The organism is Pseudidiomarina aestuarii (genome assembly GCF_003987355.1).
GTDB classification, from domain to species: Bacteria; Pseudomonadota; Gammaproteobacteria; order Enterobacterales; family Alteromonadaceae; genus Pseudidiomarina; species Pseudidiomarina aestuarii.
Genome location: NZ_PIPR01000001.1, coordinates 184,382 through 208,370, shown reverse-complemented (window position 1 = coordinate 208,370; position 23,989 = coordinate 184,382). Strand labels below are relative to the sequence as shown.

Here is a 23,989-nt window from a genome sequence, read left to right as displayed (position 1 = left end):
TACGCTAATCTAGGTGCTCTTATAGTGTACGTTGTTTATTTGAAAGTCTGAGCTATACCAGCTAGGTCAATGGATGTGCGTGAAACAAAGACAATAATAACCAAACACGCTTTCTGGTTTCTCGTTACTGCCTTGTTATTTGGTAGTCTCGCGGCCTTATCACTACACCTCTCGCAGCAAGCCAATAGTATCTCTCTAATTTGGTATGCCAACGCTGCCTCTGGGGTCGCTTTTGCGATCGCGGCGAAACGCTTTTGGCCTGCTATGATCACCGCGCTGATTATCAGTAATTTTGCTGTTGATAGCCTATTTTCGACACCTATAGCCGTATCCGCAAGCTTTATCCCAGGTAACTTAGTTGAAGCCCTCTTAATTGGCTATTTAATCCATCGTTGGTTTCGCAATGACCCGAGTCAGGTGCCTATCCAAACCACGTTGGAACGCCTTGCTGTACTATTTATTGCTCCGGCTTTGATTGGCGCCAGTCTTGGCGCCGTAGCAGCAACCGCTCAGTTTCAAACGCCCTATGGCTCAGCTTGGTTTAGTTGGGCGGTCAGCTCACTGTTCGGCAATATCACCATCATCCCTCTTGGACTCGAAATTCTACGTAAGCATTTGCGTGAGGATAAAGTACGATTAACTGACAGTACTCATCTGGCCATCGCGACAGTATTCTTGGTGCTGGCATTATTGGCATTTAGCTTTATGCCTTATCCATTTGTCTATGCCGCATCGTGCCTGCTCGCTGTTGCTTTATTGACCCACAAAGCAGAATTATCAATTATCGTGGTGCCATTTAGTATCGGCCTCGTTGCGTTGGTGGCATTTGGCTACCACGAACCTGCCTACGCTGATTTCGATCTCGCTGAAAGCCTGTTCTATTTGCCGATGGCTATTATCGTCGCCATGGCATTGCTGCTTTCATCAGTGCTACGCGCGCACAACAGCGCCATTCGCCAACTCGAAGTCAATAGCTCACGATTTCGGTCTCTCTATGAGAGAACGCCAGTACCACTGCATTCCATGGATATTGATAACAACTTAATTGTGGTCAGTGATGGCTGGCTGGATTTACTCGGGTACGACCGTAAAGATGTGGTCGGCAAACGCTCACTCGATTTCTTTACTGCAGAGTCCGCTGAATATGCGGTTAACCAAGTATTTCCAGAATTTAAAAAGCATGGCATTGTCAAAAATGTGCCCTATCGAATGATCCGGAAAGACGGCACAATTATTCATGTAGAGGTTTCGTCTATTTGGGAATATGACCAACAAAATAGACCCTTCCGTACACTTGCTGCGATACGCGATGTCACTAATGAGACCCTATTGAGTGATCAACTGGCACGGGATCGCGACCTCATTCAAGTCACTCTCGATTCCATTGCAGATGGTGTCATTACGACGGATATTCGCGGCAAAATTACCTATATGAATCCAGTTGCTGAACACTTGTTAGGAATCAAGCATCAAGCCGCAGCAGGAAAGAATTTTGACGATGTGGTCGAAATCTTTAATGAAGTGACCTCAGAGCCCTACCATGATTTGATTAACAGTAGCTTACGGCAACGGCGAAAACGCGAACTTAGCGAATTTGCAGCAATCCGTGACCGCCAGCACCGAGTCCGCTCTATTCAAACGACGATTGCCCCTATTATCAATCAAAAAGGCCTATTGCATGGGGCTGTGATGATATTCCAGGATGTCACAGAATTCCGTGCCAACGTGCAGCACATGCAGTACTTAGCGCAGACCGACACGCTGACTCGACTTCCAAACCGGCTCAAACTGCTGGACCAACTTGCCGATGCTTGCAAACGTGCAGCGCAAGGTCGTTATCACTGTGCCCTGTTATATATGGACTTAGATAACTTTAAGGCGATTAATGATTCACTGGGACATTCAGTTGGAGATGAGTTACTCAACGTCATCGCGGCTCGCTTACGAAGCAACATCCGTACCGGTGACACTGTTGCTCGGTTGGGAGGCGACGAGTTTGTAATTTTGCTGGGGGCCACCAGCGAGCGCAGGGTGATAGATAATGTTTGTCGGAAAATCATTCGTGAAGTGAATCGTCCGATTCAACTTCATAATCATGTGCTCGAGGCATCGGTCAGTATCGGTATTACACTATGCCCCGAAGATAGCGAAGATGCAGAGACCTTATTGCGGCAGGCAGAGTCCGCCATGTACGTGGCGAAAAAGCAGGTTCGTAATGGCTTTCATTATTTCTCCGAAGCTATTGCCGCGGAAATTCGCTCGAAATTCGATGCTGAACAAAAAATTCGCTACGCCATTCAAAATCAATTATTTACGTTACACTATCAACCTATAGTGCAAGCCTCTGACCAAGCTGTGGTTGCCTACGAGGCACTATGCCGCTGGCAACCCGAAGCGGCACTTGATTTGACGACGACCGAAATCATTCAAATTGCAGAGGATAGTCGTCTTATCATCCCTCTGGGTTACCAATTGCTCGAACTAGCTTGCGCGACTATTCATTCGTTACCAAAAGTTTTTGCTGATGGAAACGTACGACTCACGTTCAATGTCAGCGCAATCCAGCTCAACGAAACCGACTTTGTCGATAATCTTCTAAAAATACTCGACGATTACGATGTGAAACCTGATCAATTCATTTTTGAACTGACTGAAACCGCCTTAATGGTTAATCCGACCGAGTCTTTGGCGACACTGCAACGTTTACAGGACCTTGGTGCCGAAGCTGCTATTGATGATTTCGGCACGGGTTATTCGAGCCTGAGCTATCTCGCTAACTTACCCGCGAGCATGATTAAAATTGATAAATCATTTACCAGTGCAGAATCGCTGACAGTTCAAAGTAATATTGAGATGGTCAAAGCGATTGTCTCCATTGCCAATACAATGAATTTGCAGGTCGTTGCGGAGGGTGTGGAATCTCAAGCGCAAGCCGAACACCTGGCCGAGCTGGGTTGTACTTTGCTGCAAGGCTTCCATTGCGGCAGACCTACGTCCCTATAACGATTCAGCATGTCTCTGATGCGCGCGTAAGAGATAGTTTCTCGGTGTTATTGAATAGTCACAGAACTCAATGATGTCGACGCGGTAGCCCTGCTCTTCGAGAAAACATGCGCGATCCAGAATCAATAAACGCTCCAAAAAACGCTTGAACGGTGATTGCACACGTTCGATAGCATCTATCAATTGTTTGCGCTCTAATGCCGCCTCGAGCAGCGGTTGTTCAGCTTGACTCACGTCGTAATTTAACCCGTGTTGAACAGCTGCCCAATTGGCGAATGCGCTAAAGGTTCCGGTTAAATATTGCTTCGCAACTGAACGCAGTGGCTGGTAATCGCTGCAACCTGTGTGTCGTTCCCGCCAAATTTGATAGGCCAAGCGCCACAGTACTTCCGTATAGCGAAGGTTCTCGATTCGCTGACCACCCGTTACCTGTTCTTGAACGACAAACTTCAATTCGCGACGAGTAAGCGGGAAATCAGAGCCGCGGAGTATTTCTGATAGCGGCTGATAATGTTCATCTGCGATCAATGGATAGCAACAAGGCACCACATAAATAGCTTCTGCTTTGGCGAACGCTGCCGATTCAAGTAAACGCATGTGCAGCTGCCCACAGGCGTGCAATGCCATGACTTGAGGATGGGCTTGAATTGCAGCAGTACCGGCATTAGAAAGCGCATCCGCATGAATAAACGTCTGCTGCAGCTGATGTTGCTGAGCAGCCTGCTGACCAGCAACACAGAGCTGTGCATTCCATTCAATGCTGGTAACGGGACGCTGTTGCTGAAAACTGAGCAGCCTGCCCAAATGTCCTTTACCTGAGCACCATTCCAATAGAGGTGTTTGACTCGGTTGAATCTGACCGACGAATGCTTGAATTTGCTCCAACTTGCGACCACCGATACCTGCCGTTAACCAAAAAGGTGCTGGCGGCATCGCCAGTTCTGGTTGGCTTGTCACAATATCTGGGAGCGTTGCGAGTAATTGCTGACTTTGTTGCCGAAACGCCGACTCGTCGTCTCCCCATGGCCACTGTCGCTGCGCAAATGCAGGCAAACGCCACAGTTCCTGCATAGCAGACAATGTCTCGACATACTGTCGAAGTATAAAAGCCGTTGCGGTTTGCATGTGTTGTATCGAGTGCGGTTAAGAAGTCAGGAATTATACTCGAATTCCTAAACATCGATGTGCATTCTCTCACTGAAAGGAATAAAAAAAGCGGCCCGAAGGCCGCTTTGAACAGGGAGTAAAGATACTAATCTATTACGGCTGCCACTCGACAAAGAGATCAGCGCCTGAATAAGCACTGTAGCCACGAATACTCACATACCACCGACCTTGCTGCGGATCTGAGATATTACATGACTCATTATTGCCCTCTAAGTATGGACGACAGTTGTACGAGCTCGTGGTTGGCTGCGAGTTATAACGCACATACAAGTCCGCATCACCCGTGCCGCCCGATAAGTTTACATTCAACGAGCTCATACCGGCTGGAATATCCACATAGTAATGCGTGAAGCTACCGCTTGCGCCCGAGAGGTCATTGGCTGTTGCAGAGCCGCCACTGCCGCCGCTGGTGGGTTCGGTGTAGGAACCCGTGAGGCTCACACCAGAGTAGCTGGAATAGCCACGGATCATGACATGGTAGGTGCCGGCCTGAACCGAGCTGATGTCACACGACTCATTGTTGCCACCTAAATAGGGACGACAGTCGAACGTTGACGTGGTTGGCTGTGAGCCATAGCGTACGTATAAATCCGCATCACCACTGCCACCTGCCATAGAGAAGTTCAAGTCTGAAGCTCCCGCTGGCACTTGCAACGTAAAGTAGCTGACACTTCCGGTTCCACCGGATAGATTTGTCTTGGCTACCCCGTTGCTTAGCTCTGCACTGCTCGGTGGTTGCGAACCACCGCCACCGCCACAACCATTGGCTGCGAGATAATCCATCGCGTCCTTCGCTTGCACTAAGCCAAAGCCGTATGCGACATCGCGACCAGCAGCACCCAGGTCTTGGGCAGATGCGTTCAAGGCGTTACGAATTTGGGTCGCTGAACAGCTTGGATAATTGGACCAAACCAACGCAGCAACACCGGCCACATGGGGCGAAGCCATCGACGTACCACTCATGGTTCCGTAGTTACCACCGCCGGAGCCGGTGCCGGTCGGATAAGTGGACAACACACTCACGCCAGGCGCTGCGATCTCGACTTGTGAATTCTTTTGCGAGAAGCCCGCCAAGTTCTTATTGCTATCCACTGCGGCAACAGACATTACCGCATTGTACGAAGCAGGATAGGACAGCGCATCGGTCGATCGGTTTGGACTGCCATCATTCCCTGCAGCGGCAATCAATAGAACACCGCTACTTGCAAGTTGCTGCATCGCATTCGCCTCGGTCTGTGAAGCGCCACCGCCACCTAAGCTCATGTTTACGACATCGGAACCGTTATTTGCGCACACTTCAATGGCAGAAACCAAAGATGACGTGTAGCCCCAGCCGCTGGCATTAAATACCTTGACGATATGCATACTAGGATTGCTACCGATCACGCCACGTACGCCGGTGGAATTATTAATCGCAGCAATAGTACCGGCTACATGCGTCCCATGGGGTCCACCTTGATCGTACCAATTTCCTGTACCTGAGTTGTTCGTGCCATTAATGGTGCCGCCGAACGACCCCATGTCTTCATGCGGCATTTCTAAACCCGAATCGATCACACAAATCTTTTTACCGCCTGCTCCCGCGGATGCGGCAGCATCGCTGACTTGATCCGCTTGCACCATGCTAATGCCATAGGGCTGCGTTTGCGCCATCAAGCGTCGGGGATGGTCGACTTCGACATATTCCACATTCGGATTTTTAGACAAGCGTTTGAGTTGCGCTTTATCGAGTACGGCAGCGACAGCCATATTGCCGCGCATAGCCAACTTCATTTGTCCACCGACCGCTTGTACTGCGCGTTCAGCGGCTTGAACATTTAGTTCACGCTTGCCATTCGCCGCTGCAACGGCAAGGCCGGGCGCCTCTTTAAACTTGATTATGTAACGAGATTCTACAATCTGGTCAGCTTTGACGGGAGTTAATAACTGTGAGTTATCAGCGGGTTGCTGCGCGAGAGCGGCAGAAATGCTTCCTGCGACCAAGGTGGTCAACAGCACTTTGGATTTATTCATTATTATTTGACCTTGTTGATGTGTTCTTATTGTTTTCCACCCGCCGACCACAATCCTTTGTGCAGGCTAAATTTCATCCATTATTCACAGAAGGTAGCAGCCTGTTGTCAGATCAACAAGTAAAGATCGTGTTAATTTACTTTGTTAATAGTAACTCACTATTTTTTATACAACTTTATTTTTTGAGGAGGATGTTTCGAAGGATTCGATGATGGGGCAAGGTCCGGCATGACCGGTTTGACAGGCGTTTACGAGTTGGCTGAGAGCGTCTCTCGCGTCATGTAGATCTATGATCTTGCGCTCAATGTCCTGCAGCCGTTCTTGCGCTAAGGCAAGTACTTGCGAGCGCTCCTCCGTGCTGTCGAGGGCGATCAGCTGTTTGATTTCGCGCAATGTAAAACCAGCTAATTGCGCCTTTTTAATGAATTGAAGACGTTCAACATGTGCCTGCCCATAACGGCGAGTTGCTCCTTGCTGTGCTTGCGGGATCTCCAACAACTCATTACGCTGGTAAAAGCGCACAGTTTCTACACCGACACCACAATGTGCTGCCAGTTTGCTAATGGTGAAATTTAAGTCTTGACTCTGTACCATGGTACGCAGTTTAAGCTAGTCACTCGGCTCCAACAAGAGTCTTCTACTGAGAAGGAGATGTGTTATGAGTAAGAAAGCAGTGATTTACCGCATGATGACTGAGCACCATACCTGTCCGTATGGCCTGAAAACTGTAGACCTATTAAAGCGCGAAGGGTTTGAGGTTGAAGATCACCATCTGACTTCACGTGAAGAAATTGATGCCTTCAAAGAAAAGCATGATGTGAAAACAACGCCACAAACTTTTATTGGTGGCGAACGTATTGGTGGTTATGAAGCGGTTCGTAAACATTTAGGTAAGTCGGTTCGCGACCCTAACAAACCCAGTTATCAGCCGGTCATTGCGCTGTTTTCTATGACTGCGTTGACCTCGTTGGTGTTGAGTTTCTCTCTCTACGGGAATGCATTGACCATTCAAACCGCAGAGTGGTTTATCGCTCTGTCTATGGTGGTGTTGTCGCTGCTGAAGCTACAGAACGTGGAAAGCTTTTCCACCATGTTTTTGAACTATGACCTGCTGGCGAAGCGTTGGGTGCGTTACGGTTACGTGTACCCATTTGCCGAGGGATTAGCTGGTATTCTCATGGTTGGTGGCATTCTAAATGTGATCTCGATTCCGGTTGCCTTATTTATCGGTACCATCGGGGCCGTATCTGTGTTTAAAGCCGTATATATAGACAAACGTGAGCTGAAGTGTGCCTGTGTAGGTGGTTCTAGCAATGTGCCGTTAGGTTTCGTTTCACTGACTGAGAACCTGATGATGATTGCCATGGCTGTGTGGATGCTTTTTGCCCACGGAATGTAATTTATAACAAAGGGTTGATCGATGAAAAAGCAGCACCTCCCCAGTAAAGTTTGTCCCGTGTGTCAGCGGCCATTTAATTGGCGTAAGAAATGGGAAAAATGCTGGGATGAAGTGGTGTATTGTTCGGAGCGTTGCCGTCGCAATAAACAGACGGCAACGTCTTAGTTCGAGTTAATCCATAGCCGTGAGAATATCACGCACGAAATCATGCTCGCTGAAGCCAGGCTCGCCCGCAATGTCATAGCCGCGGCGCACAACCACTAAATTTTTGCTCGGGATCACCACTAGAAACTGCCCGCGATTTCCGCGTGCTGCAATAGTGTCATTCGGCAGCTCCGGGAATCGCTCGTTGTATAACCACCACTGCGCACCATAGCCCGGCGCGCCTTCATTGGGCTGTGCTGGAGCTGGCGTACTGATGTACTCAAGCCAATTAGCCGGCAACAATCGCTCGCCCTGCCACTCACCGTTATTCAAATGCAGAATGCCCAAACGTGCTAGGTCACGCGCAGTCGTCCACACCTGCGATGACAAGATAAAATCATCATTCCAGTCCGATTCTAAGAACGTGTGTTGCATACCGATTTTGTCGAGCAGCGCTTCATACGGAAACTTTAGATAATCTTGCGGATCAGCGAAGGTTTCACGCACGGCTCGCATCACCAGCATGGTGTCATTATTGGCGTATTTCCAACGACTACCTGGCTCTACTTCCAATGCGGTTGTGGTGGCTGTATCTGCGACTCGGCCGCCACCCATATAGACTCGGTCCGTACGATTCCCTGCGGCATTGCTATCGAGCCCTGAGGCCATATGCAATAAGTGTTCAAGGGTGATTTCGGCGCGTGGGTCCAGTGGCGATTGCCAATTCGCAATCGTTGCCGGCGCCTTCACATCCAGCTCACGTTGATACACCGCTGCTCCAACAATACTGGCGGCAATACTCTTCGCTACCGACCACGTCCGCTGCGAGGTTTCCGGTGTGAAACCCTCGATGTAATGCTCAGCAAGAATGCTCTCGGGCGTTGCAATCAATACCGCAGAAGTTCGTGCGCCAGAACCATAGTGTTTGCTAAAAGCCTGCGCAATGACTTGGTCAAGTTTAGCATTGCCCGTTGGTGTATTTATCGGGTGGCGTTGCTGCCAAGGCGCACCACTATCTTTTGCCTTGGGTTGTTCGGTAAATGGGCGACTAACCAACTCTGCATCATCGACCGTTGCGCCAACGGGCAGATCCACACAGCCTAAGCGTGGTCGCCACACCGAGATGCGTTCGCGAGCGCCATCATCATACTTTACCCGAACCCACTGTTGTTCTGGGTCAACCTCGGCTTCTAACACATTTACCCGATCCGCAATCAGCGAGTAAATACCCGTCAGCTCATGCTCGCGAATTTGCTCCGCCGTTTTGTTCGCGTTAAACACAGCACTGCAGGTAAAGCCAGCCACATAGCCCGCCGCATAGCTGTTAACTGTCGTTTCGGTCTCGTCCGCTTGCGCTTGGCTGGCGGTGAGAGCAACCAGTGCGGTCATCATACCGGTCAAGCAAAACTGTTGAATGCGCTGCATGCCAGACACTCCTGAATTTTTTGTTTAGGTTCACGTGGATTCGATGTCCAATCTAGGGTACAAGGACTGTAGCTGTTTGCCACTGTTGTTTTAGACGAATCGCGCGAAAAAGAGGAGAAGTAACTGCGTGTATCAATTGATTCTGCCCACTGCTGACTTGCAAGCGAGTTATCTGGATTACATTGCTGAGTTAGGTGACGAAGAGCGTTATCCGTTTCCACTGGACTTCGATCATAACGACTTCCCTGCACTGTTGCAGCGCATTGAGAACTTCCGGCTGGATATCGACATCCCCGAAGGCTTTGTGCAAAGCACCACACTCTGGCTGGTATCCGACAATGATATTGTCGGCTGCACCAATATCCGCCACCGCCTCAATGCCAAGATCGAACACTGCGGTGGCCACATTGGCTTAGGTATTCGTCCGCGTTACCGCGGGCAAGGTTTAGGCATTGAACTCATGCAACGCAGTATCGACAAGACACGTGAGCTTGGCGTGCAAACCGTGCACATCCACTGCCACACGAATAACGAACCCTCACGCCGCATGATTGAAGCTTGCGGCGGCCAACTGCACTCCACCATCACCCTCGGTGACGAGAACGTCAGCCGCTACTTGGTCAAGTGAGCTCGTTATTTTCAAAGGTGACGGCCATACACTCAGCCGTCACAAAGAACAGATGCTTGATAAAGTGGCGGCCTTTTTGCGCAGCACTTATGAATACTTATCGCCTTAATTCTTTAAGGTGAGGATTGACGCGAATGAGCTTTATCCGTCGGGTTTGCAACGCACTGCCATCTTTTGCAATCCATAAATCAAAGCCTTCTATCAACTTATGCTCTAACAGTTCGTAGAGATAAATATGACTACCCGAGTAGGAGTTATTTTGAGTTAAGATCCTACCATTCGTCGGACTACTCATTCGCTCAACGTTGTACTCAGCTTGTTTTGTGCTTTCCATGTCATTCACAAATGACTGCACTAGCGCCTTATTGTCGCCTTGGAATTCAACCACGATAAGATTAGGGCTTCCGTCACCTTCGCTATAACCGATGTAAACCGATCCAGAGACAGCATATCGATCGTTGTTCGGCGACGTAGGCTCAGATAAACTTTTGTAGGAATTGAAGAATTGGGCTGGGATTGGAGTCTTGTTGTTGCTTTGCAGCTCATAGCTGTAGTGTACCGTCTCGCCAGCACCAATCGTTCTCGATTCAACAACATCCCATCCAAGAACAGACGGCCTCATGAGTATCTGAACTGGCCGCTTATCATCCTCGCCTCTCGATATGCTAATGATGCAGCTACTGTCTGAACAAACCACGTCGTCACGACTGAAGCGCAGGGCTTTAGCCAAACGAAAACCAGAGGCCATTTTGCTGGTTACCAGCGCGTAATTACCCTCCACATCGATAACTAAAGTCTTGTAATCGAGGTAATCTTTAAAAATCCCCTCGTAATATCCTGGTGCTAACTCAAGCACCGACTTTTCTTCACTCAGGGCAACATTCGAGAGTAATACAACGGCCGCAAGCGACAACAGTTTTAAGCAATTCATAAATAGCCAGCCATTATTTCGGGACGTAGATGTGTCCCTCACCATTCCGATAATCGATAGTCAGCACGAAGTGCTTGAGCAGGTCGTAGCCCACTAAGCCGCTGATTTGGACGCCGCGCATGCGGGTGCCTAAATCACGAGAACCTTCGCCAAACTCAATCGGACTGCCTTCGGCTGGCAGTGTTACTTTGACATTCTCGAGCACAAATGGACCAAAGCCGACGGTGGGCATAAGGAAGGTCTCTACTGGCGCCATACCATTCACGCCCATCGACATTCCGGTTTCAATTGGGTATTTTTCCAGCCAATCGTGACTAGTAACGACATTGCGCGGCATCATCAAACCACCACTGCTACCCGTATCGAGCAGGAACCAACGGTCACTTTCACCATTCAAGTTCACCTTGACCAGAGGCTTGCCCGTGCCATCTTGAGCACGCATCTCTAGATTACTGATATCACGAAGGTTAAAGGTGCCCGGATTTGCAAAACGTAAACGACTATTTGGATAGTCAAACTGGACTACAAATTGATTTAATACAGGGGCACCAATCAACAAACTGGTCACAGAGCTTCCGAAATCAATCCCGACCAGCTCCATATTCAGCTCTAACCCAAGAATTTTGGTAGGGATATCTTTGAAAATATTGCGATCTTTGGTCTCATACACACCTTTGACTTTAATCGTAGAATGGCTTTTAAACTCAAGGCCATGCTCCTCCAAAAAGTCCAAGTTGATGCCGTTTAACTGGGAGCCCGAATCAATAATGGCCCAAGACTCAATACCCGCAACTTCAACCTTGATTCGTACATGTCCATTCTTATGCTCAAACGGAACCCAGCTGGTTGCCTGAGCTAACACCGCATTCGACCCCAACAAAGCCGAACCCATCAACACTAAACTCAATAAAAATTTGCGCACAAATCATCCTAATTTATTGTTATATTCCTGTTATGCAGATTATCCTAAAAGTTTGCGGTACGCGAGCACTAAAACGTAAAGATTGCTAGATCTTTGAAAAGCCGCGAATGCTATTCGCATTGGGTGCTGTACGCCTCGAGATAAGTCTTACCGAAGCACGCAACGAAGTTATCCACGATGTGCAAATTTGGTGGCCATCTCATTTCCACTGGATTCCCATTAGCGTCAGTCATATTCAGGCTCGATGGCTTTTCAACCGCCGCCAGTTGTTCGCGTGCTTCAAGTAACCTTTCTTTGTCCTTCTCGATAAACGCAATGGTTGCAGTAACGTAGTAGTTCCAGCCAAAGCTGTCGTTCTCGGGGTCTCTATACGTTTGATGAAATAGCGCCACCGCTTGCTCATACTGCGCTGCTTCCGCACGCATTTGCCCTTCGTGCCAACGCAACAAACCGAGCCTGCCCTCACTCAAATCAGAATGTTCCGTGTAATACGTTCTAATCAAATCAGCTGCCGCCAGCTCACAACCTTCACGGTCAGCGACTTCACGCCAACCTTGCTTCATTGTTTGATCAAAAGCATTGAACTCCATCGCTAAATAATCGGTGCCGGGCGTAAGACAGGCTCCCGGTTCATCTGCAGCTTGGGTGCTGAAAGTAACGAGTGAAATCAATAGTGGTAGAAGAAATTTACGCATAAGTAGTCCCTTATCAAAGCGATTTGCGTTGGACTTACCCTAGCGAAAATTGTTGAAAAGTGGAAACTATTTCGTTGCAATAAATGCACGCTCGGTTACACTTCGTTAACAAATTTGTTCGCTGGCTTGGTTGGTGCCAAATCAATGCCAGAAATGAAAGGATACTCGATGATGTTAACGAGCTTATTTTTGGCAACAACCACTATGTTTTACGTTTTGGATACCTCTTATTCTGAATCAGTAAACATAGAAAAATTTAAACCAACCGTCGAAGTCTCGCTCGAATCGCATGAAGATAGACGTGTGCATAATTTCCTCTTCCCAGACCTCCCCGTTTTCTATCTTGAAAGAGACTTAGGCGCATGCTTTTATCAGACAATTCAGGGCTCACCCAATGTGTTGCTGAAATCTAGAAGCCCAAATAAAGCGCTAACCCTTCTAGATGACCAAAAGGACGGCGTAATCGACAATACTGATGCTCTTCACAAGCTCATTCGATTCATAGATCCAGCAGAAATCAATGGATGTGTCGGACAACCCCAACTAACCTCAAACGACTATGACATTGCCATTAATACCGACAAGCCACAGCGCATAAACCAACAAATCGACAACGTGAAAGTGAACGGTCGCGTACGTGTCTCTTTCGACAAAGAGGGAGAGGTAAAGAAAGGTGCCTGGTTATACTCGATTGAGTTGACAGCGAAGTAGCATAGCCCTGTTTTCTGGATAAAGAATCACAATAGCTAGTGCTATAAAATAGCGAATAGAACTGTAAAAACTCGTTAGTTGTTTCGATATGAGCATAAAAATAGACATTGGCACATTAGCCGACATTGTAGCCATCTGTGCGCAAATACCCGAGTTTGATCGAGAAACCACTCTTGAGCGACTAAAAGCTAGGATGGAAGGAGCCGTTCATCTGATCCTAGTCGCCAAGATAGATGACGCTATTGTTGGCTACAAGGTCGGATATCAGTTAACTAACGAGACATTTTATAGCTGGATAGGCGGCGTCATTCCCACACATCGAAAGCTTGGCATAGCCACGCTATTGCTTAAACACCAAGAACAGTGGGCAATTGACGCAGGCTACAAGCAAATCAAAGTTAAATCCATGAATCGCTATCCCCAGATGTTGAAGATGTTGATATCGAATGGATACGAAATCATTGGCGTAGAAGGTGGGACTGATACCACGGAGCGTAAAATCGTGTTTTCAAAATCCTTAGGCGACAAGTGCGCCTAAAACAAAAAAGGCCGCTCCTGAAAGCGGCCTTTTGGTATTTGGTGGAGCTGGCGGGAGTTGAACCCGCGTCCGTAATACCTACATCCTCGGTCCTACATGCTTAGTCTGTCATTTAGTTAATCACCAAGTCGCCGACAGACAGGCTACTTAAGGTGACGATCCCGATTGGTTTTAACGCTTTGGCTACGGGCGAAGCCTCCACGCGAGTCTGCTTTGGGGTGAACCGACTGATCCTAGTCTCACAGACAAAGCGCTAGGGGTCGGACTCAGCGGGTTATTAAGCCGCTAAAGCGTAGTTGTCGTCGTTTGCAACTATTAAGTTGAGGCTTTTTACGAGGCCAGCCTCACCTCGGCATGCACCTTGGGTTTCGTGTATCCCGTCGAATCCAAATCAGCCCCAGATTCTTTCGAGTACACCCTTGATATGGTGGTCAAGGGTGCGAAACTCAAGTACCCATCTATGATACGCGATCAAGCGGGTTCATTACTAGAGCCATCTTGGCTCTTGGCCAAAACTATTGGCCATTGTCCTTACGCCATTGCCACTCGTTCTCGAGCGTGGCCTTGGGCAGTAACATTTGGAAATCGAGATCCGCCAGCGGTTTGTCATCTTGAAAACGCTCTGGGAAATCCGGATTCGCCAGTGCTTTCTTACCCAGCGCCAACAAGGCATTTGGGAACTCTGCGGCATAGTCGGCGTAGTTGGTTTCATCAATGCCACCGTTGATAATCAACCCTACTTCGCTCTCCTGAGCAACCACTTGTGCGAGAGTGCGTTCACTGCCGCATGCAAAAGGCTTACGGCCAACTGAGGTGTCGGTAGTATGAATAAAATCAACGCCTGCAGCTTCCAGTGTTTTGACCAACTTCACTGCCGCTTCTTCACCTTCCGGCCATTGGTACTCATTGTCGGTGACGGTAATTTGGCTAATGCGAATACCAACTACAAAATCTGAGCCAACTGCCGCTCGTACGGCTTTCACAACCTGCGCCACATAGGCAATACGCTTGTCTAGTGAACCGCCAAAGTCGTCTTCGCGTTGGTTAAAGTGCGTGCTCAGGAACTCATTGAGTAGATAACCGTTCGCACCGTGCAATTCAACGCCATCGAAACCGGCTTCTTTGGCCCGTTGTGCTGATGCGACAAAGCCATTCAATGCTTGCTCGAGGTCACTAGCGGTGGCTTCGCGCGGCTCTAACCAGCCCGGTACATCACCATAGAGGTTTAATGGCTCGCCTTTAGGTTGCACAGCGCTGGGGCCAATGGGTTCGTCTACAAAGCGGTTGTACTGCATCTGCACGCCAGCATGCATTAACTGCATAATGACTTTGCTACCGTGCTTGTGAATGCGTTCGACAATTTGCTGCCAAGCATCGGCTTGATCAGCATTAATCATACCCGGTTGGTTCACGTAACCTTGCGAGGCGCGGTCATCGGTATAGACGCCTTCAGTGATGATGAGCCCGAAGCCGCCTTTGGCGAAGCGCTCGTAATAATCGCCCATTAAAGCAGTGGGGACACCATGCTCATCGGCGCTTGTGCGTGTCATTGGAGCAACGGTAAAGCGATTCGATACATCTATAAACATAAACCCTCACCTTCAGTCAGAATATTTACCTTATGTGCGGATGAATACGCTGATTTCAAGGGAAGTGATCACGGCCTACTGAGGACAATCGCCGCTTTTTGCTTACGTTTACCGAAGCCAAAGGCCCGCCGAAACACGGCAAGCGGTATCGGCAAATACTGGCGTTCTGTAGGAGATTGCCAAGGATAATCTTCTTGGTCGGGGTCGTTAATGTAGACGTAGTTTTCGTCGGCGGCGCACAACAACACCCAGTGCGGCGCTTTGCTGGCATCAAACACATAGGTGCTAATTAACGCCACCACGAGCTTGCCTTGATTCAGGTCATCAAGCAACTGCGGTAGCGTGTATTCACCAACATGAATCGGAATATTCTGCGCTTGGAGTGCGGCGATATCGGTTTCTTGCACCCGAGCCATAATCATTTTTTTGTCGTTACTGCGCACCGAGTCCAGTAACAATGGGCCTTCTTCGGAGACATGCAACTCTACCGACAAACCACGACGAAGCGCAGCGCGGGCTAAACCATGTGGCCCACAACCGCCATGACCTGACGTCATAAATATCGTGGTCGACTCACGCCAAATTTCGAGTTCTTCATGGTGCGGATCAGCTGATGGAATATCGAAGTACGCCATGGCCATCAGCAAGCTGGCTGGACCGCAGGTAAACTCCGTGGTTTGCGTACGATACGGCACCAATCGCTGGTCACCATTAGAACCTTCAGGAATTTCGTAGCGTGGCAGAAGCTTTTGCAGCACCAAAGCGTCGCTATCGTCCTCATAATATTCGGGACGAATCTCCATATCGTAATAGTCGGCCTTGTGATACATGGCTTGCGCGGCGAGGTTGTCGGTCTTGACCTCGAGCCGCATAAAGAGGCAATGGCGGTCGTCGGCGTCATCCTCGGCAGCTTCAAGCAATAGGGTTCCATAGCCCTTGCGGCGATGCGCTGGCGCGACGGCCAATGAGTATAACCGCGCCAACTGTGTCGCTTGGCGATACAACACCATGTAATAACCCACCACTTCACCGTTGACAACCAGTACTTGAAAATCACCTATCGACTGATCGATAAAACGACGGAAGCTCCGGCGACTGATTCGGTCTGTCACAAAGCTCGTCAGTTCGATGCGTTCCAGCGCATCCAAATGCTCACGCGTGGCGCGCATGAGCTGCGGGCGCACCATTTCGGAACGGAGTGAAGCATTGGCTACAGGCATGTGATTGAACCATCCAAGTCAGTTCGGACTAAAAGTGCGCAAATTATACGCAGAAATATCAGAAAACATATGCACGAATAGAAATAATTATAGCGTGGTATGGCTCGTACATATCGCACCGCTGTAGCAAAAGTGATAAACTTGCGCGCACATTTTTCGCACGACTTTTATTTTACAAAAACGTTGAGGATCTATCGGTGAGCGACCAGAAACCTTCCCTAAGTTATAAAGACGCTGGAGTCGATATCGACGCTGGCAACGCCCTGGTGGAACGGATTAAAGGCGTCACCAAACGCACCAAGCGGCCGGAAGTGATGGGCAACATTGGTGGTTTTGGCGCGTTGTGCGAATTACCGACCAAATACAAACAACCGGTGCTAGTGAGCGGTACCGATGGCGTAGGCACCAAATTACGTCTCGCTATTGACCTAAAAAAGCACGACACGGTTGGCATCGACTTGGTTGCTATGTGCGTCAACGACTTGATTGTACAAGGCGCTGAGCCATTATTTTTCTTAGACTACTACGCCACTGGCAAGCTGGACGTCGATGTCGCAGCTGACGTGGTAACCGGTATCGGTGAAGGCTGCGTGCAAGCAGGCTGTGCACTGATTGGCGGCGAAACCGCTGAAATGCCCGGCATGTATGAGCACGGCGATTACGATATCGCTGGTTTCTGTGTTGGTGTGGTGGAAAAAGCCAATATTATCGATGGCACTAAAGTTGCTGCGGGTGATGCGCTGATCGCACTGGATTCAAGTGGACCGCATTCCAATGGTTACTCGTTGATCCGTAAAATTATTGAAGTCAGTGGCGCTGATGTCGCGACTGAAACTCTGGAAGGCAAGCCATTAGCAGAGCATCTTCTAGCACCAACCAAAATTTATGTGAAGTCGGTACTGCAGTTGCTGGAAAGTGTAGAAGCGCATGCTATTTCACATATTACCGGCGGCGGCTTCTGGGAAAACATCCCACGCGTATTACCTGACAACGCCAAAGCAGTGATTGACGGCAGTAGCTGGCAGTGGCCTTCCATCTTTGGTTGGTTGCAAGAGCAAGGCAATGTAAGCACCAAAGAAATGTATCGCACGTTCAACTGTGGCGTAGGCTTGATCATCGCCTTACCTGCCGCGCAAGCTGAACAAGCGGTCAGTATTTTACGTGATAACGGTGAGAATGCTTGGGTGATTGGCCAAGTTGCTGCACGCGATTCTGAAACGTCTGCACAGGTAGAAATCAATTGAAGTTACGCCGTAAATTAGTGGTCCTTATCAGTGGATCGGGGACCAACCTACAAGCCATTATGGATGCCTGCGAAGACGGCTATATTGCCGGAGAAGTAGTCGGCGTGATCAGCAACAAGCCTGGTGTAAAGGGCTTGGAGCGCGCCGAAAAGGCGGGTATTCCAACGGCTGTATTGCCACATACTGATTTTGATACACGTGAAGCTTATGACGCAGAGCTGCAGATGGTGATTGACTCATTCCAGCCTGACTACGTCATCCTCGCTGGCTTTATGCGGATTTTAACGCCAGCAATTACCGAACATTTTGCTGGGCGAATGTTGAACATTCACCCATCACTGTTACCGAAATACAAAGGCATTAAAACGCATGAACGCGCGCTCGCTGCCGGCGATCGTGAACACGGCGTAAGTGTTCATTTCGTGACTGCTGAACTCGACGGCGGCCCGGTTATTCTGCAAGCGCGGGTACCGGTCTTTAAAGGCGATGAAGTGAGCGACCTACAAGAACGTGTCCACGAACAAGAACATCGTATCTACCCGCTGGTCATTCAATGGCTCTGCACTGGACGGTTGATGTTAACTGATAAAGGTGCGGTATTGGATAATGAGGTGCTGGGTCCGTACGGCTATGCAGCCGACTAACTCAGCTACTGGCTACTAGTTACTAGTTACTAGTTACTCGAAAACACAGATCTGCGCTCTTCTTATGAAAAACGTTACTGGCTAATGGCTATTGGTTACTAGAAAAAACAGTGATCGGCGCTCTGCTAATAGCCAGTAACTAGTAACCAGTCACGCTTATGTTCCTACTACTGCGAGCTTTTGCCTAGCGTGATAGAGCCTCGCGGCCATGTTAGCGCGCAAATATGTCCAATCACTGGGATTAAAACGCCCACTACAAACCATACGCGAAAAGCCATATCGCGCTTTTCACCAATCCATCCGCAGGTTCCACCAAATAGCGCAATCCAACCCACTAAAACCAGAATTGGAATGGCAATCATTTCTACGAGATCCACTGAAAAACTCCATTTATTTGTGTTAGTGAAAAGTTAACAGTAAATAGTTGGAGGCACAAATAAAAACCGCTACTGGCTATTGGTTACTAGTTACTCGAAAACACAGATCGGCGCTCTTCTCATGAAAAACGTTATTGGCTATTGGCTACTTGTTACTTGAAAATACAGATCGACGCTCTTCTAATAGCCGGTAACTAGTAACCAGTTGCGCTTTTCAAGCTACGGAGCAGCAACGTCGCTACCTCGTCGCCGTCTTCGCGCTGCTGCATTTTGACCAACACACCATTGAGTTCGGGCGCAAACCAGAAGTCGGTTTCACGGGTTGAGTTTTCGCGGATGCGGGATACTTTTACGGCTTCGACTTCACCATACGGGAGACGGAGAGTTTCGATGCCAACACGCTGAAAGGTTTGCATGTCTTGCTGACCTTTTTCATCAACGGTTTGGTAAGTCTGCTGTTTACCGTCATCCAACGGCAGCATGTCGTGAGACACTTGCTCAATGAGACTGGCTTCATCAAGCAGATCTTCCCGCCAATCAATGGCAAGTGTCGCACCAGTTTCGAGCGCTCTCACCGCTTTATTCTCGCGGTCAAAGAATCCTTCAAAACTGCGGTTTTTACCGGTTCCAGTGCGCTTGTACGCGAATGTTTGTGGACGAATGCGGCCATCTTCTACAACAAACGTAGACCAATAGCGACGCCGATCGGACAAGAATAGCCAGCTGATTTCAGTCTCTGTAGCTAGCTCAAACAGCCCACCTTCAGTTCGAGTAAGCTCACGCGATGCTTCGCCATATTGCGAACCGCCGCGCTCAACCACATATGCAGCCTTGTAGGGCGTCACTTTCGCAACTGCCTCACTGGCAACCGTTGATATCAGCATAGCTATCGCTACCATTCCAAACCGCATCGCTTTCTCCACTTAAGCATTGGTAAAATGTGAACTGTGAATAGATAATAGCACTGACCTCGCGCTAAACTGTTCACTGTTCACTGTTCACTGACATTGTGACCACAACTTCTGCGCTAAGTTTAAAGTTCTTTTGCGAGTAACTAAGCGCCAATAGCCAGTCGCGAAATATTCAAACACCTGTTCAAATTTGACTTGAAAAAAGTGATCAAAACGACTACTCTCAACGTAACTAATACTGGTCAGACCTCTAACAGAATAACGGAGTCCAAGCTATGAGCGTCGCCTTATGGATCATTGCCACCCTAGCCGTGCTAGGAGGCTGTTTATACTATCGCGCATCATTACTCGTGAGCAGCTTAGCGCTCGTGGGAATTTTTGCTGTCGGTAGCTTTTTCGATATCGTCGGTGTGGTGTTATGGGTGTTGCTAGCCATTGTGCTGGTGCCATTGAACTTCACCCCGATTCGCCGCGGTGTTATCGCGAAGAAATTACTCGGTATGTACCGCAAAGTAATGCCAGAAATCTCAGAAACTGAGAAAGACGCCATTGATGCCGGTACCACTTGGTTTGAAGGTGAACTATTCCGCGGTGCGCCAGACTGGAACAAGCTGCACAGCATTCAGAAAGCTGAATTGACTGCTGAAGAGCAAGCGTTCCTAGATGGCCCGTGTGAAGAAGTCTGTAAAATGATGGACGACTGGCAAGCCACGCATGAGCTGGCTGATATGTCGCCTGAAGTTTGGCAGTACCTGAAAGACAAAAAATTCTTCGCCATGATCATCAAGAAAGAATTTGGTGGTTTGGAGTTCTCGGCTTACGCGCAATCACGTGTGTTGCAGAAACTGGCCGGTGTCAGCACTATTCTGGCGTCAACCGTTGGGGTACCTAACTCATTAGGTCCAGGCGAGTTGTTACAGCATTATGGTACGCAAGAGCAGAAAGACCATTATCTGCCGCGCCTTGCCAACGGTGACGAAATTCCTTGTTTCGCATTGACCAGCCCTGAGGCAGGTTCAGATGCGGGTTCTATTCCAGACACCGGTGTGATTTGTAAGGGTGAATGGAATGGTGAAGAAATTGTCGGTATCCGTTTGAACTTCAACAAGCGTTACATCACGTTAGCTCCAGTTGCCACTGTATTGGGCTTAGCGTTCAAACTGTATGACCCTGAGCACCTGATTGGTAGCAAAGAAGAGCTCGGCATTACCGCTGCGCTGATTCCGCGTGACACTAAAGGTGTCGAAATCGGTCGTCGTCACTTCCCATTAAACGTGCCATTCATGAATGGTCCGATCAAAGGTAAGGACGTATTCGTACCATTGAGCTACATCATTGGTGGCGAGAAGATGGCCGGTAAAGGCTGGCGGATGCTGGTTGAGTGTTTGTCAGTGGGTCGTGCTATTACCCTGCCATCAAACAGCGCCGGTGGCGTGAAATCTATTGCTTTGGCAACGGGTGCGTACTCATACATCCGTCGTCAGTTCCGCTTACCGATTGGTAAAATGGAAGGCGTCCAAGAAGCCTTGGCTCGCTTAGCCGGTAACGCGTACCTAATGGATGCAGTAACTACCTTCTCAACCAAGGGCGTTGATTTAGGTGAGAAACCATCGGTTATCTCAGCTATTGCAAAATATCACCTGACCGAGAAGTTACGTGCTTGTATGGACGACGCCATGGATGTTCATGGTGGTAAAGGCATCTGCTTAGGTCCAAACAACTATCTGGGCCGCGGTTACCAAGGTGTACCAATTGCGATTACCGTTGAAGGTGCAAACATCTTAACGCGTAACCTCATGATCTACGGTCAAGGCGCGATTCGCTGCCATCCGTACGTTCTGGAAGAGATGTTGGCCTCTGCTGAGCATGGTCCAGAAGCTCTGGCACGATTCGACAAGGCTATATTCGGTCACATCGGTTTTGGTGCTAGTAACTTTGTTCGCTCGCTGGTGTTGGGCTTAGGCGGTTATCGCTTCAGCAAGGCGCCATTTAGCGACAGCACCAAGCGTTACTACCAGCAAATGAACCGTTTCAGTGCTAACTTGGCGTTGTTGTCGGACGTTGCCATGGGTGTATTAGGCGGCGAGCTGAAGCGTAAACAGCGGATCTCTGCTCGTTTAGGCGACATGCTGAGCTACCTCTACATTGCCGCAGCAACACTGAAGCGCTTTGAAGACCAAGGCCGTCAACGTGACGACTTGCCGTTGTTACATTGGGCAATGCAGGATAGCTTGTACAAGCTGCAGGAAGCTCAGCTGGCATTATTGGATAACTTCGGTGCGGTCGGTAGCACTATGCGCGTCGTCATGTATCCGTTCGGTCGGTTCGTGAAACGTCCAAGTGACTCACTGGATCGCAAAGTTGCGAAAATCTTACTACAACCGAATGCGAGCCGTGACCGCTTAGGTGAAGGTCAATTCTTATCAGCTGATGGTCAGTTCGGTTATTTAGAACAGACCTTGCGTGACGTGATTGCTGCAGAGCCACTGGTTGCAAAAGTTGGCAAAGCACAGAACAAACGTCTCGCGTTTATGTTCCTCGATAAGATTGCCGAAGACGGTAAAGAGTTGGGCATTCTGAATGACGACGATGTCGCATTGTTGAAACGTACTGAGGAAGGCCGTCTCCGTGTCATCAACGTTGATGACTTCGCCACTGAAGAATTAATGGCGGGTAAAGCAGCGCACGAATGGGCGCTGGAAAATGCTGAAGCACAGGCTAAATCCTCAAAAAAGTCTAACGCTGCGTAGTTTGCAGCAACCGCTTCAAGCGAATGAAAAGGCCAGTCACACGACTGGCCTTTTTCGTGTACAATCGCCTGCACGCTAACGTAAATAATAGAAGAATAAAGGAGCCGGAGCTGCATGACGCAACCCAACCCGACCCCAGCACAACGTGGTGCTTTTACGCGCTTTTTGGATACCGTGGAATGGCTAGGTAACCTCCTCCCACACCCGATTACTCTATTCGCTTTGTTCGCCTTGGGTATTGTCGTACTCAGTGGCATTGCCAGTTATTTTGGCTTGAGTGCACTTGACCCGCGCCCCGGCGGTGAAATGATTGAAGTGGTCAGTCTGCTCAATGCAGAAGGCCTGCAACGCATCGTTACCGGCTTGGTGACTAACTTTACCGGCTTTACCCCACTGGGAACCGTGCTGGTTGCATTACTCGGTGTCGGAATTGCCGAACGCTCAGGTATGTTATCCGCGTTGATGCGCGGCTTGGTCATGAATGCGCATCCACGAGTTGTGACTGTTGCTGTAGTCTTTGCTGGTGTTGTTTCGAATACGGCAGCTGAGCTCGGCTACGTCGTATTAGTTCCACTTTCTGCAATGATCTTCCACTCTCTTGGACGTCACCCTCTAGCGGGTCTTGCGGCTGCATTTTCAGGTGTTTCGGCTGGATATAGTGCCAACCTGTTAATCGGAACGGTCGATCCATTATTAGCAGGTATTACCACGCAAGCGGCTAACCTTATCGATCCTGAGTATTACGTAGGTCCCGAAGCCAATTGGTTCTTCATGATGATCTCAACGGTACTGATTGCGATCATGGGTACATTCGTGACCGAGAAAATTGTCGAACCCAAACTTGGTAAATATGACCCAAAAGAAGCAACGATCAACCTGAGCGAACAAAAAATTGAATCGCTAACATCGGAAGAAAAACGAGGACTTCTGGGAGCGGGATTAAGTTTCTTAATCCTCGGAATTCTGTTGGCTATTACCATAGTTCCTGAATGGGGTATTTTACGAAACCCTGAGACAGGCGAAGTTGCTGGCTCGCCTTTTCTAAAGGGGATTGTGGCATTTATTTTCATCACGTTTGCCATTCCCGGCTATGTCTATGGTCGCATCACTAAGGTTATGCGCACTGACCGTGACGTTATTGACGCCATGTCAGAAAGTATGAGCACCATGGGGATGTACATTGTGCTGGTGTTCTTTGCCGCGCAATTTGTCGCTTTCTTTGGCTGGACCAATTTCGGCAGCATTCTTGCCATCAGAGGTGCCGAATTCTTGCAAACCGCAGGACTGACAGGCCCATCGGTCTTTATTCTGTTTATCTTGATGTGTGCATTCGTCAACTTGATGCTCGGCTCAGCCTCAGCACAATGGGCGATCACCGCACCAATTTTCGTGCCGATGTTAATGCTGATTGGCTATGCACCTGAAGTGATTCAAGCGGCGTATCGTATCGGCGACTCGGTCACCAATATCATTACCCCGATGATGAGCTACTTTGGCCTGATATTGGCTGTTGCGGTGAGATATAAGAAAGATACCGGTATCGGTACCATGATCGCGATGATGCTGCCCTACACCATCTTCTTCCTGATTGGTTGGAGCGCGCTATTCTTCCTATGGGTATTCGGTCTCGACATGCCAGTCGGACCAAGCGCACCAACGTACTACACCCCATAACGAC

At 48.9% G+C, this 23,989-nt stretch carries 21 protein-coding genes and 1 other RNA gene; 10 read left to right on the top strand and 12 right to left on the bottom strand.

Translation table 11 applies throughout. The features are described 5' to 3' along the window. The first annotated feature begins 75 nt into the window (after positions 1–75). A complete protein-coding gene (locus tag CWE22_RS00965; protein ID WP_169929536.1) occupies positions 76–3,003 on the top strand; it encodes a bifunctional diguanylate cyclase/phosphodiesterase in 2,928 nt (975 codons plus the stop codon). On the opposite strand, the gene CWE22_RS00960 is transcribed toward CWE22_RS00965, so the two are convergent. The 3 genes from CWE22_RS00960 to CWE22_RS00950 all read right to left on the bottom strand — a co-directional run bounded on the left by CWE22_RS00960 (position 2,998) and on the right by CWE22_RS00950 (position 6,777). Beyond that, positions 2,998–4,128, bottom strand: coding sequence for a methyltransferase (locus CWE22_RS00960; RefSeq protein ID WP_169929535.1), 1,131 nt, complete (start codon positions 4,126–4,128; stop codon positions 2,998–3,000). The two genes, CWE22_RS00965 and CWE22_RS00960, sit on opposite strands and share 6 nt — an antisense overlap. A 135-nt stretch (positions 4,129–4,263) precedes the next feature. Then, the gene (locus CWE22_RS00955) at positions 4,264–6,183 is read right to left on the bottom strand and encodes a S8 family serine peptidase (RefSeq protein WP_169929534.1); all 1,920 of its coding nucleotides are present in this window, start codon (positions 6,181–6,183) and stop codon (positions 4,264–4,266) included. Between the two features lie 165 nt (positions 6,184–6,348). Further along, positions 6,349–6,777 carry a MerR family transcriptional regulator gene (locus CWE22_RS00950; RefSeq protein ID WP_169929533.1) on the bottom strand — a complete coding sequence of 143 codons (429 nt, stop codon included), beginning with the start codon at positions 6,775–6,777 and terminating at the stop codon, positions 6,349–6,351. 64 nt (positions 6,778–6,841) lie between these two features. Between CWE22_RS00950 and CWE22_RS00945 the strand changes: the two genes are divergently transcribed. Together CWE22_RS00945 and CWE22_RS00940 are read left to right on the top strand one after the other, a co-directional pair. Beyond that, the gene (locus CWE22_RS00945; protein ID WP_169929532.1) at positions 6,842–7,582 is read left to right on the top strand and encodes a glutaredoxin family protein; all 741 of its coding nucleotides are present in this window, start codon (positions 6,842–6,844) and stop codon (positions 7,580–7,582) included. A gap of 21 nt (positions 7,583–7,603) precedes the next feature. Continuing rightward, complete coding sequence (locus CWE22_RS00940) at positions 7,604–7,747, top strand: DUF2256 domain-containing protein (protein WP_169929531.1); 144 nt, start codon at positions 7,604–7,606, stop codon at positions 7,745–7,747. Positions 7,748–7,753: 6 nt separating this feature from the next. Here the strand turns inward: CWE22_RS00940 and CWE22_RS00935 are convergent, their stop codons facing one another. Continuing rightward, the gene (locus CWE22_RS00935; protein ID WP_244595919.1) at positions 7,754–9,151 is read right to left on the bottom strand and encodes a serine hydrolase domain-containing protein; all 1,398 of its coding nucleotides are present in this window, start codon (positions 9,149–9,151) and stop codon (positions 7,754–7,756) included. A gap of 127 nt (positions 9,152–9,278) precedes the next feature. On the opposite strand from CWE22_RS00935, the gene CWE22_RS00930 reads away from it, so the two are divergent. Then, positions 9,279–9,779, top strand: coding sequence for a GNAT family N-acetyltransferase (locus CWE22_RS00930; RefSeq protein WP_169929530.1), 501 nt, complete (start codon positions 9,279–9,281; stop codon positions 9,777–9,779). A gap of 97 nt (positions 9,780–9,876) precedes the next feature. Here CWE22_RS00930 and CWE22_RS00925 read toward each other — a convergent pair whose 3' ends face one another. The 3 genes from CWE22_RS00925 to CWE22_RS00915 all read right to left on the bottom strand — a co-directional run bounded on the left by CWE22_RS00925 (position 9,877) and on the right by CWE22_RS00915 (position 12,327). Further along, a complete protein-coding gene (locus tag CWE22_RS00925) occupies positions 9,877–10,710 on the bottom strand; it encodes a hypothetical protein (protein WP_169929529.1) in 834 nt (277 codons plus the stop codon). A gap of 13 nt (positions 10,711–10,723) precedes the next feature. Then, positions 10,724–11,632 carry a pepsin/retropepsin-like aspartic protease family protein gene (locus CWE22_RS00920; protein WP_169929528.1) on the bottom strand — a complete coding sequence of 303 codons (909 nt, stop codon included), beginning with the start codon at positions 11,630–11,632 and terminating at the stop codon, positions 10,724–10,726. 110 nt (positions 11,633–11,742) lie between these two features. Then, positions 11,743–12,327, bottom strand: a complete 585-nt coding sequence (locus CWE22_RS00915) for a hypothetical protein (RefSeq protein WP_169929527.1) — start codon at positions 12,325–12,327, stop codon at positions 11,743–11,745. Positions 12,328–12,495: 168 nt separating this feature from the next. Between CWE22_RS00915 and CWE22_RS00910 the strand changes: the two genes are divergently transcribed. Then, complete coding sequence (locus CWE22_RS00910; RefSeq protein WP_169929526.1) at positions 12,496–13,038, top strand: hypothetical protein; 543 nt, start codon at positions 12,496–12,498, stop codon at positions 13,036–13,038. Positions 13,039–13,126: 88 nt separating this feature from the next. After that, positions 13,127–13,576 carry a GNAT family N-acetyltransferase gene (locus tag CWE22_RS00905; RefSeq protein ID WP_169929525.1) on the top strand — a complete coding sequence of 150 codons (450 nt, stop codon included), beginning with the start codon at positions 13,127–13,129 and terminating at the stop codon, positions 13,574–13,576. A gap of 39 nt (positions 13,577–13,615) precedes the next feature. Here the strand turns inward: CWE22_RS00905 and ssrA are convergent. From ssrA to CWE22_RS00890, 3 genes are all read right to left on the bottom strand, one after another. After that, positions 13,616–13,975: a transfer-messenger RNA gene (gene ssrA / locus CWE22_RS00900) on the bottom strand. Positions 13,976–14,091: 116 nt separating this feature from the next. After that, positions 14,092–15,165, bottom strand: a complete 1,074-nt coding sequence (locus CWE22_RS00895; protein WP_169929524.1) for an NADH:flavin oxidoreductase — start codon at positions 15,163–15,165, stop codon at positions 14,092–14,094. A gap of 68 nt (positions 15,166–15,233) precedes the next feature. Further along, positions 15,234–16,385 (bottom strand): peptidase C39 family protein, encoded by a 1,152-nt coding sequence (locus tag CWE22_RS00890; RefSeq protein ID WP_244595918.1) that lies wholly within the window; start codon positions 16,383–16,385, stop codon positions 15,234–15,236. Between the two features lie 197 nt (positions 16,386–16,582). Here CWE22_RS00890 and purM point away from each other — a divergent pair, with 197 nt between their 5' ends. Beyond that, positions 16,583–17,629, top strand: a complete 1,047-nt coding sequence (gene purM, locus CWE22_RS00885) for a phosphoribosylformylglycinamidine cyclo-ligase (protein ID WP_169929523.1) — start codon at positions 16,583–16,585, stop codon at positions 17,627–17,629. Next, positions 17,626–18,273, top strand: coding sequence for a phosphoribosylglycinamide formyltransferase (gene purN, locus CWE22_RS00880; protein ID WP_169929522.1), 648 nt, complete (start codon positions 17,626–17,628; stop codon positions 18,271–18,273). Before purM ends, purN begins: the two co-directional genes overlap by 4 nt. A 167-nt stretch (positions 18,274–18,440) precedes the next feature. Here the strand turns inward: purN and CWE22_RS00875 are convergent, their stop codons facing one another. Together CWE22_RS00875 and CWE22_RS00870 are read right to left on the bottom strand one after the other, a co-directional pair. After that, entirely contained in the window at positions 18,441–18,650 is a 210-nt protein-coding gene (locus CWE22_RS00875; protein WP_169929521.1) for a hypothetical protein, read from the bottom strand. A gap of 194 nt (positions 18,651–18,844) precedes the next feature. Next, entirely contained in the window at positions 18,845–19,561 is a 717-nt protein-coding gene (locus CWE22_RS00870; protein WP_169929520.1) for a DUF3108 domain-containing protein, read from the bottom strand. Between the two features lie 275 nt (positions 19,562–19,836). Here CWE22_RS00870 and fadE point away from each other — a divergent pair, with 275 nt between their 5' ends. Beyond that, positions 19,837–22,311 carry an acyl-CoA dehydrogenase FadE gene (fadE, locus tag CWE22_RS00865; protein ID WP_169929519.1) on the top strand — a complete coding sequence of 825 codons (2,475 nt, stop codon included), beginning with the start codon at positions 19,837–19,839 and terminating at the stop codon, positions 22,309–22,311. Positions 22,312–22,425: 114 nt separating this feature from the next. Continuing rightward, positions 22,426–23,985 (top strand): AbgT family transporter, encoded by a 1,560-nt coding sequence (locus tag CWE22_RS00860; RefSeq protein WP_169929518.1) that lies wholly within the window; start codon positions 22,426–22,428, stop codon positions 23,983–23,985. Positions 23,986–23,989 lie beyond the last annotated feature (4 nt).

What these genes read in the sequence shown, in the direction of transcription:
- CWE22_RS00890 (WP_244595918.1), bottom strand. Translation starts at nt 16,385, where the DNA reads ATGCCTGTAGCCAATGCTTCACTCCGTTCCGAAATGGTGCGCCCGCAG.
- CWE22_RS00950 (WP_169929533.1), bottom strand. Translation starts at nt 6,777, where the DNA reads ATGGTACAGAGTCAAGACTTAAATTTCACCATTAGCAAACTGGCAGCA.
- CWE22_RS00925 (WP_169929529.1), bottom strand. Translation starts at nt 10,710, where the DNA reads ATGAATTGCTTAAAACTGTTGTCGCTTGCGGCCGTTGTATTACTCTCG.
- CWE22_RS00860 (WP_169929518.1), top strand. Translation starts at nt 22,426, where the DNA reads ATGACGCAACCCAACCCGACCCCAGCACAACGTGGTGCTTTTACGCGC.
- CWE22_RS00870 (WP_169929520.1), bottom strand. Translation starts at nt 19,561, where the DNA reads ATGCGGTTTGGAATGGTAGCGATAGCTATGCTGATATCAACGGTTGCC.
- CWE22_RS00905 (WP_169929525.1), top strand. Translation starts at nt 13,127, where the DNA reads ATGAGCATAAAAATAGACATTGGCACATTAGCCGACATTGTAGCCATC.
- CWE22_RS00960 (WP_169929535.1), bottom strand. Translation starts at nt 4,128, where the DNA reads ATGCAAACCGCAACGGCTTTTATACTTCGACAGTATGTCGAGACATTG.
- CWE22_RS00915 (WP_169929527.1), bottom strand. Translation starts at nt 12,327, where the DNA reads ATGCGTAAATTTCTTCTACCACTATTGATTTCACTCGTTACTTTCAGC.
- CWE22_RS00935 (WP_244595919.1), bottom strand. Translation starts at nt 9,151, where the DNA reads ATGCAGCGCATTCAACAGTTTTGCTTGACCGGTATGATGACCGCACTG.
- fadE (WP_169929519.1), top strand. Translation starts at nt 19,837, where the DNA reads ATGAGCGTCGCCTTATGGATCATTGCCACCCTAGCCGTGCTAGGAGGC.
- CWE22_RS00945 (WP_169929532.1), top strand. Translation starts at nt 6,842, where the DNA reads ATGAGTAAGAAAGCAGTGATTTACCGCATGATGACTGAGCACCATACC.
- CWE22_RS00910 (WP_169929526.1), top strand. Translation starts at nt 12,496, where the DNA reads ATGATGTTAACGAGCTTATTTTTGGCAACAACCACTATGTTTTACGTT.
- CWE22_RS00895 (WP_169929524.1), bottom strand. Translation starts at nt 15,165, where the DNA reads ATGTTTATAGATGTATCGAATCGCTTTACCGTTGCTCCAATGACACGC.
- CWE22_RS00940 (WP_169929531.1), top strand. Translation starts at nt 7,604, where the DNA reads ATGAAAAAGCAGCACCTCCCCAGTAAAGTTTGTCCCGTGTGTCAGCGG.
- CWE22_RS00955 (WP_169929534.1), bottom strand. Translation starts at nt 6,183, where the DNA reads ATGAATAAATCCAAAGTGCTGTTGACCACCTTGGTCGCAGGAAGCATT.